This is a genomic window from Thalassoglobus polymorphus (assembly GCF_007744255.1).
Lineage (GTDB): Bacteria > Planctomycetota > Planctomycetia > Planctomycetales > Planctomycetaceae > Thalassoglobus > Thalassoglobus polymorphus.
Window position 1 is genome coordinate 3,715,445 of sequence record NZ_CP036267.1, and the last position, 15,161, is coordinate 3,730,605.

Here is a 15,161-nt window from a genome sequence, read left to right on the forward strand (position 1 = left end):
CAGCAGGTCTTGCGAAAGAAATTCAGAAGCCATCGGCGAAACATTCGAGGGCAACCGTTCCCGGAAGATGGGATTGAGAAATGAAATCGACTTTGTAGGTCGATTCATTGAAGATCACGCGAGCGGTGTTCAAGTTCACGCTCAATGGAAAATCATCGACAGCTACGACCAAGATCATTTTTTTCGTCGGAGTAATAGCTGCAGTGGCAGGTGAATGCTGAGATTGAACTTCGCCTGCGAGGACCGTCAGCGCAGAAGTGACGACAGACTCTTCCATTTGGCCAGCCTCAGGATCGTAGTAGGACTGCACTTCTTCCAGAGTCGCTGCGACTCCCCAGTCTTTGAAAATTTGCAGCGTGTCCGACTTGAGGATGTCTAACATGGAATACTCGTCAGTTCATGAAAATGGAGAAAGAAAAACTCAGAACACCAGAAAGAATGAGCATGGCTGAGCAGAGCTATGAGATCACTTTTCCAACAGCGACACTAAAAATGGCACCGAGAACAAAAGTCAGAACAGCAAGCACGGGAGTCAGGTTATGCTTCCAGACTTCGATCTTTCGCAGACGTGTTTCATGATCTCCGAGAACATCATTCATCGATGTCACAGAAACCCGCAAACTTTCAAGACTGATCTGAATTTGGCAAAGCGATTCAAGAATGCGGTCAAGGCTTTCGTCATGCATTATTAGCAACTCATACATAGGTGGAGTGACTCGAACTTTTTGCTTGCTCGTCATACCCGCAAAACGGAATCACGACTTCATAAACTGACTGCGGAGCTCAGTGATTTCACTGGAGAAACGCGTTTCAAACGGGCACATGAACACACGGGGAGAAAACTGCCCTAGTCGGTGAGCACCGCCTGCGAAGTGGACCAGGCGGGCATCGAGTTCAGAAGATTCTGATAATGTGCTCGAGCAGTGAGCAAAGCATTGAGATTCGCTGCTCGGTCTGTCGATTGTCCCGCTTTCCCGGGGACAGAATATTTCAGTGCAGAGAGTTTGCCTTCCCGAACAAGGTTGGTGATATCGAGATCGATCTGCTTCAGGATTCCTTGAATTTGTTGCGAGGTCAATTCGCTTCCTGAAACGGAATCAAGGTTGGTTAAGTCGGTCATAGCTTATCCAGATGTCACTTCGTTGTTCGATTCTTCGTAGAGTCGAATCGAATTAAACGCGAGTAAAGAAATTTGATGAGAGTAGCCAAGTTTGTGAAACTGACTCGGTTCGATCCCGAATCGCTCACAAGTTCGCAGCACCCAGAATTCAATAGTCCGAGGCTGTTGCCAGTTCTTGTTCAACTCGAACTGTTGACCGGCAGCGAAGAAAAATTTGCTTGTGCCTCCCGCAGATGACCATCCAGCATGTTGCTGATTCGACAAATTTCATCACAGAATGCGAGGAGGTCACCTGGAGTAAACCCCGCTTGTTCGAGTTCCTGGAAAACAGCATCTGCAAAGTCCCCCCAACTGAGTCCGTTCGTTCCATCCACTTCTGGGGGAACGGTTTCAAAGCAGACACTACTGTCGTTGCGAAGAGCTTCAACGACAGCAAGGACGGCGACCCGTTGATGATAGAGCTCCGAATCGGAGAGGAATTCAGCAGAGTTCAAATCAGTAAAAGTAACGACTTGCCCTGCGTGATCTCGTATCGGCTTCCCAGTCGAATCGCGAGAAATTTTGACTGGCGGAGTTGGAGGAGTAATCCCTTTGTCTCGAAGTTTTTTCTGAAACCCGAGCGGGAGCGGGCTGAGTTGAAACGTCCAGTCTCTTCCATCTGGGCGTTTCAATGAAAACGGTTGAAGAAATTTAAGTTCGAGGTCTTGTCCAAGGAGTTTCATCTGCATCGTCTCGATATGTAATCACATGCTTGCAATGTATCCGCTCTTAAATCACCTGGAACCGAATCACGTAAACTGAGAACATTTCTCAGTGCATCGGTTTCCAAGTCGGTGATTAACCAAGACGAGCAGGTTGCGCAATCTTCTCAGCGAGAGAGATTTTCCGGGGCTTTTGTGCCCGTGAAGAATGCATTTCTCTAGCAATAATGCTGCTCGCCACGAGGCAGATCCTGCAAACCAATTCGAAAGATGCTCTAGCGAGGCTGTTTTTTAAGCAGAGACCAGAGCGGTCGCAAAACAAAAGCAAGAACGAGCAGTAAGACGAGCGTAAGTGAGATCGGTCTTGAGAAGAACGGGACAATGCTGCCCTCACTCGCGATGAGCCCGGCGCGAAGTTTTTCTTCAACGAGTGGACCAAGAATCAAGCCAAGAATCATCGGGACAACAGGGACTTTGCAGGCCTCTAAAAAAAACCCGATGACCCCAAACGCGAGCATCACATAGACATCAAACATGCTGTTGTTGATGGCATAAGCACCAACAGTCGAAAAGACGAGTACACCCGCCAGGACGATTCTTTTCGGTAGTTTTTGAATCAGTCCAAAAGCTCGAATTCCAGCCCATCCGCAGGGAATCAGCATGAATTGAGTGACAATCGCGATGGTAAAAATCGCGTTGACTTGATCGCTTCCATTCTCGAAAAGGAAGGGGCCAGGCTTGATTCCGTGAACCATCAGCACGCCGAGAACAATGGCTGTCACGGCATCGCCGGGGACTCCGAAGACAAGTGCGGGAATCCACGCCCCAGCGACTGCAGCGTTATTAGAACTCGTTGGGGCGACAACACCTTCAGTCGTCCCCTTACCGAAATCGTCTGGATTCTTTGATGATGATTTGGCAATTCCATACGCACCCCAGGCAGCGACGTCGGCTCCAGCTCCGGGTAAAGCGCCGATCAACGTGCCGACGAGAGCGGATCGAAAGACGTTCCATTTCTGTCTCCAAACTTCCGGGAAGACAGAGAAAAATGTTGAGGCATCAGACTGAGCAGTCGGCTTACTCAGAGAGTTTTGCTGTCCCACATTTCTAAGAACTTCAGCAACACCAAAAAGTCCAATCATCACTGGAATGAAATGAAGGCCGCCAAGTGCTTCGACATGACCAAATGTGTAACGCTGAGCATTGCTGACGACATCCTGACCGACAGCCGAGATAAAGACCCCGAGCGTGGCAGCCAGAAGCGCTTTGGAAGTTTTCCCCATGGTGACCATGGCACTCATTGAAAGCCCAAAAACTCCCAACCAAAAATATTCATAATCCCCAAACATCAGTGCAAATCTGGCGAGTTGCGGTGCGATGAGTATGAGAGTCACAACTCCAATCACTCCACCGATTGAGCTGCAGATCAGGTCGAGGCTCAGTGCGTAGTTCCCCTTTCCTTTTCTTGCCAGTTGAAAACCATCGAGTGTCGCTGCTGCACTGGCGGGAGTCCCCGGAATACGGAGCCAGGTCGCCGGAATATCACCGGCGAAGATCGCAGTAAAACTGACCCCGATAATCATTGCCAGTCCAGCATTTGCGGACATGTGAAAGCTGATCGGAACAATTAACGCAACCGCCATCGTGGCGGTTAATCCCGGAGTTGCCCCAACAAAAATCCCCAGCAACATCGCGAGAAACCAGGGAACCAATACCGATGGCTGACAAAGTTCAACAAACACAAACGTAGACCTGGTTACTGATCAAAAGAGACTCCCCGCGGGCAGCGAGACCTGAAAGACCAATTGAAACAACACGTATACAAAGAGAACGATCGCGCCTGCCGAAATGATCGTTTCGCCCCAACGACTCCCGAACAGCTTCAGAAGAACAAGTAGAAAAAGTGTTGTGGATACGATGAATCCGACATAACTAAGACTGATCACATAGAAAACAAAAGCGCATAAAGTCATTGCGATTCGCTTCTGTGAAGTTCCCTCCGTCTCGGCATGAGCCTCTGTTTTATTTGAAAACTGTTGAAGTAAATTCTCTTTGAAAACAGCTGTGAAAATTTGTGCGATCCCACCCAGCAACAAGATAATTCCCGTCGCGACAGGAATCGCTTTGGGGCCGGGATCATGGTTCCCGAAATCGAACGTTTCTATCTGTGTAGAAAAGTACAAAATCGCTCCGCTCAGGACGATAAGAAATAGTCCAAATGAGGCAGAGCCAAAAGGAGTCGACACGGATTGCTGGTTTTCAGTTTGGTCTGAACTCATTGTTTCGCATACCCGGCGAGTTCAATGACAGGCGTCCATAGCGTTTCCTGCTCATCAAGAAACTTCGTGAACTCATCGGGTCCGCGGACCACAATGGCAAATCCATTTTTGTTCATGAACTCCTTGAATTCGTCTGAGTCTGCAATCGTTTCACATTCGCTGAGGAGTTTCTGGACAATTTCTGGAGGAGTTTCTTTAGGAACAGCAAGCCCACGCCAACCAACAGCAGACCAGTCGTATCCTTCTTCTTTTAAAGTCGGGATGTCGGGAAAGTCTGGGTGGCGTTGTTCGTCCATAACTGTGAGCAGTCGCAGTTCACCAGCTTGGATTTGAGGCATTGCTTCAGGGACGCTGACAACAACGGCATCAATGTGCCCTCCCATCAACTGAACCAGTGCTGGTGCTGATCCTTTCGACGGCACCCAAGTCACTAAATCATGCTCAATCCCAGCTGCATTGAGCATTCCGACTCTAGCCAAATCCCAGATTCCTCCGCTCGCTGTCCCTGACATTTTCAGTTTCTCGTCAGAGGATTTCACGTCGGCGAGAAACTCTTTGATGTTATTCCAGGGAGCATCTTTGCGAACGACGACAGCTGCGGAATCGGCATTGATTTGCATCAAGCATTGATAGTCGCGGTATGTTAAATCGCTGATGCCCATCTGCTTCATCATGCTGAGTTCAACTGTCAGCATCCCGAGGGTATACCCGTCTGCTTTTGCACGCGAGACCGTAGAATGCCCAATCGCTCCGCTGCCACCAGTGCGGTTCATGACGACAAATGGATTATCAAACTTCGATTGCAATTGCTCTGCCCAGAACCTGGCACAACGATCTGTCCCCCCTCCAGCCGACCAAGGGCAAATCACAGTCGCTGTTTTATTGGGATAATCGTCAATGAGTGCCTGTGGATCTTTTGGGCAACCTGAGCAGAGAAGAACTGCTGGGAGGGTCGCGCACAGAACGACCCATCGATAATGAGATAGAATAGACAATCGACACCCTCTTGGCGGAACGCAACGAGAATTCATAAATCTTTGAGAATGCATCTTCTCAAGATGATGAAATTGTGCAAGAGACTGAAATGCGAAACTCAGAGTCAGCAAGCTCAAACTAACTCCAGTCCTCGAATTCCGGCTGCTGTGCTACTCCCGAAAGTATCAATTTCTATCCCCATTTGCTGAGCAAACGTGACGAACATGTTCGCCATCGGCGTATTGTCTTTGGCATCGTGAGCGGCATAAGCACCATGTTTGAATCCACCACCAGCAATCAGAATTGGAAGATTCCGTGCACTGTGGCTACTGGCATTTCCGAGATTGGAACCGAACATGACTGTCGTATGATCGAGGAGCGATTTTCCTTTTTCAGTGACGTTTCGGAGATTCGATAAAAAGCGATTAAAAGCCTCGAATTCAGCTTTCTCGATGATTTTCAGTTCATCAATTTTCGCAGGATCTTTACCGTGGTGCGAAAGATTGTGCCAATCGTTCTGGACTCCCGGAATTTTGGGAACAGCATTCATGCCGCTGATTTGGAAAGTGATCGTTCTTGTCGAATCCGACTGAAGAGCCAGAACAATCATGTCGTACATTAAATTCTGCCGGGCGATGGCATCGGTTTTCTCGGCGATATCTTTGGGGGGCTTTGCGTCAGTTTTAGGTTTTGGTTTGGTCGCCCAGTTCGAAGATTGTTTGAATCGGAACTCGAGGTCACGAATCGCAGAGAAATATTCGTCGAGTTTTTCCTGATCGCGCTTCCCAAGTTTTTGATTGAGTTTTTTCGCTTCGCCCTGAACAGTGTCGAGAATGCTCAGCCCCCGCTGCAGCCCGCGAACCTCATCAGCGATTTGATTTTTGGTGCCATCAATAAAAAGAGCTTTGAAAATTTCCGAGGGGCGGGTCTCGCCAGGAATTTCAACGCCGTTTGCATTCCACGACATTGATCGTCCACTTGTCGAAAGCGCCAAATAGGGAAAACGGGTATGAATCCCAACCTGCTCAGCGATGAGTTGATCAATCGAAATTGTGTTTTTGAAACCTGCCAATCCGGGACGTTGCGCAGATGTCAGCCAAGTCAATTCAGAGGCATGCCCATTGTTGCCCTGCTGCTCTGGATGTGAGAGCCCTGACAGAATCGTCAATTGATCTCGATGCTCTTTCAGGGTTTTCAGATACGGGGTCAGTTCGTAGTCAGAACCTACTTTCTCCGGAAAAAGAGCGGGAGTATGCAAGCCGAGAGTTGTGCATGTTGCCAGAAATCGGTGTGGAGATTCATCCGCTTTTGTTCCGTCTGCGAGGAGTCTGCTTCCAAAACAGGGGAGCATGGCATCAAGAAACGGCAACGAAAGAGCAACTGCTCCGGTTCCTCGTAACAGATGGCGTCGGTTGAGCGGCTTCGTGGAGGAGAAATAAATTCTTTTCATGATGCTCTCTTTAGGTGAAGCGATGACTCGACTTTATTTGCTTTTGAAAATTTCACTTTGAATCACATCGTGGATGAGATCTCGAATTCCGTGCTGCTCTTTGATTGCCGTTTCCACGATCATTGAGATCTCGTCACGGTCTGAAAACCCGAGCTCTCGACCAGTCGCAAAGACGAGCAATTTCTGAACGAAGGATTGCGTCAGAAGGTACTCTTCTTCGGCGAGATGATCTTTAAATTCCTGAAAGCCAACGAACTTACGCCCATCACTGAATTCTCCACTGGCATCAACTTTGAGACCGACTCGATATCGTGTCTTTCGTCCGTGAACGATGAGATTCACTTTCTCACCATTTCCGATACTGCGAAAGTTGTCTCGCCAGCCACCAATCGGGTTGAAACTCTCCAAAGCAAAACCGGGTGGGTCAATCATTTCGTGACAAGCTCGGCAACTCTCCGAACTGCGATGCCTGGCGAGAATTTCACGCAGCGTGGACGCTCCACGAATGTCTGGCTCGACTCCTGATATCCCGGGAGGTGGCGGGGGAGCGTGCTTGCCCATGATTCTCTCAAGCACCCAGACTCCGCGAACAACGGGTGATGTATTTGTTCCATTTGCGGAGACCTTATGGATAGACGCCTGAGAGAGGAAACCACCCCGAACGTGCCCAGGTGGGAGTTTAACTTTACGAATTTCCGGGCCATGCACTCCATCAATTTGGTAGTGATCTGCCAGACGATTATTCAGCATGGCAAAATCGGACTTCACGATGGTTTCGACAGGCAGATTATTTTTTATTTGCTCAGCGAAATAAGCACGGGTTTCTTTGATCATGGAATCGAGCAAAAATGCATCGTACTCCGGAAAGAGATTCCGATCGGGTGTCGTAAATTCAATCTCACGAAGGTTCAGCCAGGCGTCAGTGAAATCGTCGATGAATCTTTCAGAGTGCCTTCCTTGCAGGAGTCGATCAGTCTGTTCCTTCAGAACGACTGGGCTGGTCAGTTGCTTTTGACTCGCACACGACCGTAACGCTTCATCAGGAAATGAACGAGTGAGGAAGTAAGAAAGGCGGTTGGCAAGAGCGTAATCGTCCAGCTTTCCAGAGGGTTCGTTGAAGTACAGGAAACTGGGAGAGCAGAATATCGCAGTGGTCGCAGTGCGGAGAGCTTGTTCGAATGACTCACCACTTTTCATTTCAGCTAGAAACAGCGCGACGTACGGTTCGACCTGATCCGCTGTAACAGGACGGCGGAAAGCGTGCTCTGCAACCCGAAGAAGAGCCACACGCGCATCTTCACTTGGGTTTGAAGAGTTGACTTCAAACTTCGGTTTGTACCACGACTTCTTTCTATCATTCGGATTACGAGGTTCGACTTCTTTGCGATCAAGGCCAGTGAAAAGTAGTTTGTGCCCCCGACTCGGAAACTCGTTAATGAGTGGGCCTTCAAACTCAACAGACTGAATCGCCAGCCCTGGGCCAGTGTAGTTTTCAACCCCTTTGTTTTTGATCTCGTATTTTTCGTCGTAGATTCCGTAAGGTCGGATGTCGAGCATGTATCGATTCTCAATCCATGCGGTGAGCTCGATTGTTGTCGGCTTTCCGGGTGGCATCGAGAAATAACCGAACGTGGGTCGTTCCACTCCACGTACAAAAGTTGTCGCTCCGACAGAAAAAGTTACTGGCTCATCCGACTGATATGCGTAACCTGTGACACGGATGCGGTACAATCCTGAACTGCGTGTCCCCGCCGATCGGAGCATCCCTGTCGGATAACTGAAATCCTGAAAGAAGACAACAGCGCCATCTTTAGCCTTGAGCCATTTGTCTCCAATGAAACGGTCCCCTTCCGATGTTTCTGCATATCCTGTTTTGATAAAGGTCGGCTCAGGCGGCGTAACCGCGCTTGCAATGGATGCATCCAGAACTCTCTCCATCACCTTGAGGTATTGCCTCAGTTGCACCATCGACATGTTGAGGGCATTCCCAACATTGTCGAATTCGTGAGAGCGACCATCTGGAGGGAGCATAGCTGCGAGACGAATGTTCGTCCCGAAGAGATCATTGATCGTGTTCTCATACTCTCGCCCGTTTAGACGCCGAAGGACGGTCCCTTTTTTCTGGCGATGTGCTGACTCAAGTTCGGTCGACGTCGCTTTGAGAAACGCTTGACGCACAGTCGCTGGGACTGCTTCGGCAACTTTGGGTGGCATTTCTCCAGCATCAACGCGGTCATGAATTCGCACCCAAATTGCCATCGTCTGGGGATCTAACAAATTCTTTCCGAGGGCAGATAAATCGAGTCCCCCTTCTTTAGTCGTCGAGTCGTGACAATCAACACAATGTGAACTGAAGAATTCTTGAGTTCCCGCTGGTGCTAGCTCACCTGCGTCCGTTGACGATGTCACGACGAGCAGGAACACAAGAAAATTCGACAACAGTTCAAAGGAGAGACGGTTCATCATAGAGGTGCTTGCCTGAACTCAGAGGGACTGGGAACCTTCTGGACTTATCGCGAACGGCACAACGGAATTGAGCAGCCAATTGGAGCATTTCCAATGCTTCTCTTGTCCGCGAAGTACGTTTTCACAAGTCCATACGCTGATGCCACGAGACAGTACTGATAAGACGAATTTTAGACTTGCTCTATCAAATCAGACTCCTGCTGAGTTCAGTCAATCTTTGAGTAACTCTTTCATTGCATCCATGAGGACTTTTTCAACACCGGGGGCGACACGAGACGCTCTCGCACTCGCTTCATAGCCTCCTTGAGTATAGGCAATTTCGGTCCCGATATATCCTGGGGCGTACTCACCATAGGCAGCCATGGCGACGAATTCATCAGGCACCATCTTTTGCGAGGCGAGCTGATACTCAACGAAGAGTTCTCCCGGCATGTGCAAAACGTTGATATCACCAATTTTCAGACAGCTGATTTGAATCGGATCTTTCTCTTGGCACCGTTTGAGCCAGATCAGATGTTTTGCGGCGGCGTAACGTTCTGCTGGTTTCGCCTCTGAATTTTTGTAAGCCTTAACCAAATCCTCTTCATTAAGATGTCCGGCGACTGGCAACAACACGTTCGTTGTTTTCCAATGAATGTCGTCAGCACTGACTGGTTGCTTCGTCGTAGACTCCCACGCTTTCTTCATTCCCGCAGCGACACGATCGGCAAGAACCTGACGGTTTTCCTTTGAACCATCGTTCCATTTTCCTGCTCCGATATTTCCGCCAGCACCGTTAAAATGAATATGTGGGATGTCCAAACTCTTCTCGCGTGAATTTCTAGCCATGCCCGGGAAGTCAGGATTGGCCAACCCTGTTCGATAGTAGCTTTGCGGATGGGTCGCGTAATAAGTGAGAACAGCGACTGGTGTCTCTCCATTCCAGAAGCTAATCGATTTCAAAACGGGATCGATGGTTCCCGCTGGGAAGGCCCGAATCTTGGGATCACGTGTGGCAGTGAATCGCGTGTACTTCACTTTCCCATCTTCACCAAGAATCCGACGGTTGGAAGCAACCTTTTCAACGACTCCAGCACCTTGACCAATATGAGTGATTGAAACCGCTTTCTCGATCGCTTCCTGAACTGCCTTGGAAGCTGCGACCACAACACTTCGCGCGTGCCGTGCGTCAAAGCCAGCATTTTCGAGTCCCTCATCTGCGAGTAATTCGTCAGCAGAGAAATCGCAACGAGGAGCATCGTGCTGGTGGAGCGAATGAACCACAACACGCGAAACGTCTGTTTTCGCAGCTTTGGCTAAAGATTCTCTAAAGACAGTTTGCCCGCCGTTGGAAATTCCAATCCAGTCGAGGGCGCAGAGAACGATCGGCTTCTGGTCACTGAGAATGACGACTCCGCGACAACTCAAGGGTAACTGCACCCCGATTGTAGAATCGTAAGCTAACGGGCTGCCAACCGGTGTCGAAGCATCGACGTTGAAGCTTGCAACGCGAACGGAATCCTCAGCCTGAACCTGTGAGCACGTAATCACGAAAAGTGAGAAAGCACAGAGTGCCTTTGGTACCAACTTGCCTACCATGAACAACCTTCCCAGAGTCTTAAACTTGTTTATAAAATCCACATTCAATGTCGATTCAGTTTAAACAAGAGTTGGTCGGGAATGTAGGCAAGAACTGTTTAAGCGGGGAATGGTCGGCTGCGAGACGCTTCGAGTCTTCCGGTCAATGATCGAATTTCAGAGTGTCGATGGGGACTGTGGTTCTTGAAAGAGTTCGTCCTCAAGCATGTGGCAAGCAGCTTTCAACAATTCTCGACGCAGGTGTAAAGACCTCGACGAGTCCGCTTGCGATGCGAGTTTATCGACGCAATTCAGCCGTCGATCTAAAGTAAAGTCTTCCTGTTTTGTATTCGACACTTCAGCTCCTCCATGAGTTATCGAAGTATCGATATCGACTCAGAGGAATGTCTGCGATGCCGAGACCGGGCGGAATCAGCACTCACAATGACGAATCAGACGTGGGAGGCGGAAGACTCGTTGTAACCGTTAAAGTTTTACATGCAGCCTGATTTGTCTGAGGCAGTGCTCGTTGTTTGAGAGCGAAAAGAAGTCGAGTTTCTTTATCTGTCTTGTTCGATAGAAAAATTGTGTCGCGCTGATGATTCAGCAGAATCCCCCCATCTCACCGACAACAATCATCAACCGATCATCGTGTTCAGTCGCAAAATGATCATGCCACGGATTTTGATATTCAGGATCAATTCAAGAGCATCTTTCATTTTGGTGCATTGGTGCATTGCTGTTCAGTGTGGATTAAGCCCCCGGTGAGTCACACCGGGGGAGGTAGACGACCACTCAGGATGCAGCGACATACCTGCAGACAAACGTGAACTTACTCTTGCCAAGATCAATCCTTCTTGGAAACTGCTCGCTGTTGAACACTTGATTGCAAGAGTTCCTTAAGGTTCAACTTAACATAAGGTCGTTCGGCAGCAGGATGCTTATGGTTAGCATTGGCCACATAGAGAATTCCATCTTCGGGGACGAAGAGTGCGTTATGCAAATTCGACTTCATAGCAACCGGCCGACTCATCAGCCAGATGGCAGTTTCCGCATCGATTTTGCCATGTTTTTCTAACACACGTTCCCGAAGTTTTTCGAGTCGGCTGCCGGCGGAAAGAACAACGGAATCCTTGATCCCTTCGCCCAGGCGTTCATGCCCTTGCCCCGGTTGAATGAACTCGATCGCTTCAGGAGTCGCAGCGACACCGACCGCTTCGTTCGTTTTTCCGTCTGCAAAGACATAATAGTATTCACATGTTCTGGGACTTGTTTCCCAGAGTGTCATGACCTCCTGAAGTGTTGAACACTCTTCGAGTGCGCGACGCATCAGGGTTGCCATTGGCACGCCATCCCATTGTCCTTCTCCTCGGCCACCCATTTCACCAAGCGAGATCGACTTCGTATTCATGCCTGTGACGCTGCCGATGAATCCCGCATATCCGACATTCGCAAACGGAATTTTTCCATCGACTGAAACGATGAAGGTTGTCGCGGCATCCTGAAGACCAATTGTGGTCATATAATCGAGAACACGTCCGTGATACAGCTTCCCATCGGTTGTCGCGCTTCCAAAGACAGCAAATCCGGAACAGTGAAACAATTCTGGAAAGACGTTGATCGTTTGAGCGAGGTGCTCGTCGATTTCCAAAGCGGTTGCAAGGGCCTTCGTTTCCTGTTTGTGGCGTTCGGGAATATGAGGAGCCAAACGCTTGTAAGCATCGTTGAGGTCGTGGTGAAACCAGGTTCCGGTACGAATCGTATTGAAAGTCCCGAACGTATAAAGAACAGAATCAATTGTCTTCAAAGCCTCTTCTTTCAGAAGTTGACCATGTGCGAGGCCAACTTGTTCTGGAGTTCCGGAGAGAATGCAGACTCTCTGCCCTTCAACCCAGCGAAGTTCCCCATTCTCAACTTTACGCGAATTGTGCGGTGGCTTGATGAGGCGAGTTTCTGGAGCAAGAATTTCAGTTGCACGCCGGACTCCACGGACAAGCTGCCTTTCGATCTCGTCGCGAGGAAGTTCTGTGATTTTGAAATCATCGGGAACTGACCACGCCAACGAGTCATTTTCCAACTCGTGAGTCAGCTTCACATTGATCTCGATCTCCTGACTGTTGAGCTTGCAGTGCTTGCCTTCATCCGAAAAACCAGCTGTGATTTTGTCACCAAGTCTCCACTGATTCGTCTCTGCATCAAGTTCGGGCTTCAGTAGAAAACCGATCAGAGATGCAAAAGCTTCCGGTTTGGCATTGAGAACAAGAGTGACATACTTCGAGGCGGTTGAATCAGTTGAAACAAGGCGTCCAGAAATCCCTTTAGCGGCTAGATGATCTTCCTGAGGAGACTCTCCGGAACCGACAAAAGCAACTTTGTGATGCGGAAGAGCAAAAGTAGTTTGGTTTTGAACTCGTTGAAGCACAAAAGAATAGTCTTTGTGAGTCCCTGCGAATTCATAGTCGCCGTTGGCCAACTTACGAAGACGAAGAACAATCTTCTGCTTATCACCATCAATTGGAAGGTCTGCGTCGACAGACAACTCAAACGCATCCACTCCACCAGAGAGGAGAGTCGCTAGGGGAGTCAACTCTCGTTGCAGGCGTTGAGCAGGCTGCTCCGCTGCGAGTGCCGAAAAACTTCCGCACAGCAGGAAGGTGAAAGTCAAAAGAGCGTGAAATCGTGTCATTTTCAAAACCTGTTGAAATCTGCCGAATCAATAAGATATCCGGAATGTCTTCGAGCATTTATAATACTTGCTGATCCTGTGAAGGCCACTTTCATGCCCTTATAGACTGCCGTCCTAAAGGCAGAACGTAAAGACCAATTTTTGATTGACTGTAGAACCGAGCCAATCCCCCCCCATGAAGCCGCAACTGAACGGAGACCATTCAGGGTTACTTCTCATGACTAGAGCATCTTTCGACTTGATTTGCAGGATCTGCCTCGTGGCGAACAGCATTTTTACTAGAGAAATGCGTTCTTCACGGGCACACGGTAGAGCAAACTGCTCAAGAAAAATTGCCTCGCCCTCTCAATCCCGAAAAAAACTTCATCGCCTCATTCGCCGGTCTGGTTCTTATACTACCGTAGCGAACAATAAGTTTCATGAGTTTCAGAAAAAACTGCGGCTCTGCTTATCGCGAATCAGAAGCTGCTGCTGACTTCAGAAATTCTTCCATCACGATTGTTGCGTAAGCCCCAGTCGGGAGTTCGAATTGAAACTGCAATCCTCCGTCAACCTCTTCGACATTCAGTTCATCGAGCCAGAGGAGGCAAGGACGGCGAGCCCCCGGTGTCAGCTTTTTAAACTTGCCGAAGACTTCCGGCGACAACTCAAATTGACCGAGTATTCCGAATTCCCAATCGTACACGTCTCCTGCCGGTTCTTTCATTTTCGGACCAAAGAGCGGTCCAGTGGTGACGACTTCTCTCGTCTCGAATCGATGTTGATCCGTTCGTGGATCATCTGAAACGAATGGACCTCCCGAAGCAACGACTTGCAAAACATCCCCATGTTGCACTTTGTGCGACAGGCCAAGCCTGATTCGTTCAGACAAAAGCTTGTTGAACAACGCCGATTGAACAGCAGAAAGAGCAAGCCGGGTGAGAAACTTCCTGCGTTGGTAAGGGATTTTATGGGGATCGAGTTCTCCACTGAGAAGCTTCTGACCAGTTTGCAATGTTTCTCCATCAATTCCAAATCGTTGTGTCCCGAAGTAGTTTGGAAGTCCACGACTCAGGATCACTTGGCGAATCGACTCGGCATCCGTCTTTGCTTCCGGGGTAACGTCTCGAACAATTAACGTAAAACGATTTCCACGCAGGTGCCCTGTTTTCAGCTTGTTCGTGTGTCGATTTGAATCGAGGACACGAATCTGATCAGAGTCAACCTTTGAGAGATTCACTTCTGAACTGCCAGGGACTGAGACCCATTGCCGAGTAATGGCGCGACGATCTTTCATGCCTGCGACGCCGACGTCATTCCGGTGAATCTGAAGCGTTTTGGCAAGATGCTGAAGCAGAAACTCAGCAGAAATGTCTTCCTTTTCGATCCACAAGTAAAGGTGTTCACCCTCACCAGATGGTGTGTAGATCGGAATTTCTTCAACTCGAAAGTCTGCAGGCTCGCTCTTGAGAGTTCCGCCTATTTGGGTGTTTCGATCGGTGAAATACTCGTGTGGAGTTTCCAAAAGTTCTGTCAGTTCGGGCATGTTTTATATGTTTTCATTTCAAGCATTCTCGCTTCAATCAACGATGGCTCTATGATGCTTCCTATTATACTGTGACCGATGCGACAGAATGAAACCGAATGAAACTGCCGCCGAAACAACTTGTGAGACAGAATCCCCAGTGGGCCTAATGAAATGGGCGTAACGAAGCTGTGCCACTCGATTGCCTGCATGAGGTCTTCGTTTTTGAGAGTCTAAGAATTTGGTCGTAGCAAGAATAGGAGGAAAGAAAGAGAACAGAGAATTCTGTTTCTCGATGATTTGTAGAGAAAAAGTGAATGAAGTGTAGCGAAATTTCAACGAATAGCTGTCTGCTGATCTGCGAATCAGGTGTTGCATCCTGATTTCGGTTTCATCAAAATCTGCTCAATAATTGAGAATTCC

The 15,161-nt window shown here is 48.8% G+C and carries 13 protein-coding genes; all 13 read right to left on the reverse strand.

Annotated features, from left to right (window positions below; translation table 11 throughout):
* Positions 1–22: 22 nt before the first annotated feature.
* The 13 genes from Mal48_RS13380 to truD all read right to left on the reverse strand — a co-directional run bounded on the left by Mal48_RS13380 (position 23) and on the right by truD (position 14,759).
* A complete protein-coding gene (locus tag Mal48_RS13380) occupies positions 23–382 on the reverse strand; it encodes a hypothetical protein (protein WP_145200220.1) in 360 nt (119 codons plus the stop codon).
* Positions 383–458: 76 nt separating this feature from the next.
* A complete protein-coding gene (locus tag Mal48_RS13385; RefSeq protein ID WP_145200223.1) occupies positions 459–686 on the reverse strand; it encodes a hypothetical protein in 228 nt (75 codons plus the stop codon).
* A gap of 161 nt (positions 687–847) precedes the next feature.
* Positions 848–1,120 carry a hypothetical protein gene (locus Mal48_RS13390; protein WP_145200226.1) on the reverse strand — a complete coding sequence of 91 codons (273 nt, stop codon included), beginning with the start codon at positions 1,118–1,120 and terminating at the stop codon, positions 848–850.
* A 179-nt stretch (positions 1,121–1,299) separates the two neighbouring features.
* Entirely contained in the window at positions 1,300–1,848 is a 549-nt protein-coding gene (locus Mal48_RS13395; RefSeq protein ID WP_145200229.1) for a hypothetical protein, read from the reverse strand.
* Between the two features lie 248 nt (positions 1,849–2,096).
* Entirely contained in the window at positions 2,097–3,563 is a 1,467-nt protein-coding gene (locus Mal48_RS13400; protein ID WP_197441689.1) for a tripartite tricarboxylate transporter permease, read from the reverse strand.
* Between the two features lie 21 nt (positions 3,564–3,584).
* On the reverse strand, positions 3,585–4,100 hold the full coding sequence (locus Mal48_RS13405; protein ID WP_145200232.1) for a tripartite tricarboxylate transporter TctB family protein: 516 nt from the start codon (positions 4,098–4,100) through the stop codon (positions 3,585–3,587).
* Positions 4,097–5,095 (reverse strand): tripartite tricarboxylate transporter substrate binding protein, encoded by a 999-nt coding sequence (locus Mal48_RS13410; protein WP_197441690.1) that lies wholly within the window; start codon positions 5,093–5,095, stop codon positions 4,097–4,099. Before Mal48_RS13410 ends, Mal48_RS13405 begins: the two co-directional genes overlap by 4 nt.
* Before the next feature lie 113 nt (positions 5,096–5,208).
* Positions 5,209–6,525, reverse strand: a complete 1,317-nt coding sequence (locus Mal48_RS13415) for a DUF1552 domain-containing protein (protein ID WP_145200238.1) — start codon at positions 6,523–6,525, stop codon at positions 5,209–5,211.
* A 33-nt stretch (positions 6,526–6,558) separates the two neighbouring features.
* Positions 6,559–8,991, reverse strand: coding sequence for a DUF1592 domain-containing protein (locus Mal48_RS13420; RefSeq protein ID WP_197441691.1), 2,433 nt, complete (start codon positions 8,989–8,991; stop codon positions 6,559–6,561).
* Between the two features lie 210 nt (positions 8,992–9,201).
* Complete coding sequence (locus Mal48_RS13425) at positions 9,202–10,569, reverse strand: hypothetical protein (RefSeq protein ID WP_145200241.1); 1,368 nt, start codon at positions 10,567–10,569, stop codon at positions 9,202–9,204.
* 156 nt (positions 10,570–10,725) lie between these two features.
* The gene (locus tag Mal48_RS13430) at positions 10,726–10,905 is read right to left on the reverse strand and encodes a hypothetical protein (RefSeq protein WP_145200244.1); all 180 of its coding nucleotides are present in this window, start codon (positions 10,903–10,905) and stop codon (positions 10,726–10,728) included.
* A gap of 490 nt (positions 10,906–11,395) precedes the next feature.
* Complete coding sequence (locus Mal48_RS13435) at positions 11,396–13,234, reverse strand: C45 family autoproteolytic acyltransferase/hydolase (RefSeq protein WP_145200247.1); 1,839 nt, start codon at positions 13,232–13,234, stop codon at positions 11,396–11,398.
* Between the two features lie 448 nt (positions 13,235–13,682).
* Positions 13,683–14,759, reverse strand: a complete 1,077-nt coding sequence (truD, locus tag Mal48_RS13440; protein ID WP_145200250.1) for a tRNA pseudouridine(13) synthase TruD — start codon at positions 14,757–14,759, stop codon at positions 13,683–13,685.
* Positions 14,760–15,161: the final 402 nt, after the last annotated feature.

Excerpts from the sequence above, each read along its gene's own strand:
- Mal48_RS13380 (WP_145200220.1), bottom strand. The coding sequence starts at position 382 with ATGTTAGACATCCTCAAGTCGGACACGCTGCAAATTTTCAAAGACTGG.
- Mal48_RS13385 (WP_145200223.1), bottom strand. The coding sequence starts at position 686 with ATGCATGACGAAAGCCTTGACCGCATTCTTGAATCGCTTTGCCAAATT.
- Mal48_RS13390 (WP_145200226.1), bottom strand. The coding sequence starts at position 1,120 with ATGACCGACTTAACCAACCTTGATTCCGTTTCAGGAAGCGAATTGACC.
- Mal48_RS13395 (WP_145200229.1), bottom strand. The coding sequence starts at position 1,848 with ATGCAGATGAAACTCCTTGGACAAGACCTCGAACTTAAATTTCTTCAA.
- Mal48_RS13405 (WP_145200232.1), bottom strand. The coding sequence starts at position 4,100 with ATGAGTTCAGACCAAACTGAAAACCAGCAATCCGTGTCGACTCCTTTT.
- Mal48_RS13415 (WP_145200238.1), bottom strand. The coding sequence starts at position 6,525 with ATGAAAAGAATTTATTTCTCCTCCACGAAGCCGCTCAACCGACGCCAT.
- Mal48_RS13420 (WP_197441691.1), bottom strand. The coding sequence starts at position 8,991 with ATGATGAACCGTCTCTCCTTTGAACTGTTGTCGAATTTTCTTGTGTTC.
- Mal48_RS13425 (WP_145200241.1), bottom strand. The coding sequence starts at position 10,569 with ATGGTAGGCAAGTTGGTACCAAAGGCACTCTGTGCTTTCTCACTTTTC.
- Mal48_RS13435 (WP_145200247.1), bottom strand. The coding sequence starts at position 13,234 with ATGACACGATTTCACGCTCTTTTGACTTTCACCTTCCTGCTGTGCGGA.
- truD (WP_145200250.1), bottom strand. The coding sequence starts at position 14,759 with ATGCCCGAACTGACAGAACTTTTGGAAACTCCACACGAGTATTTCACC.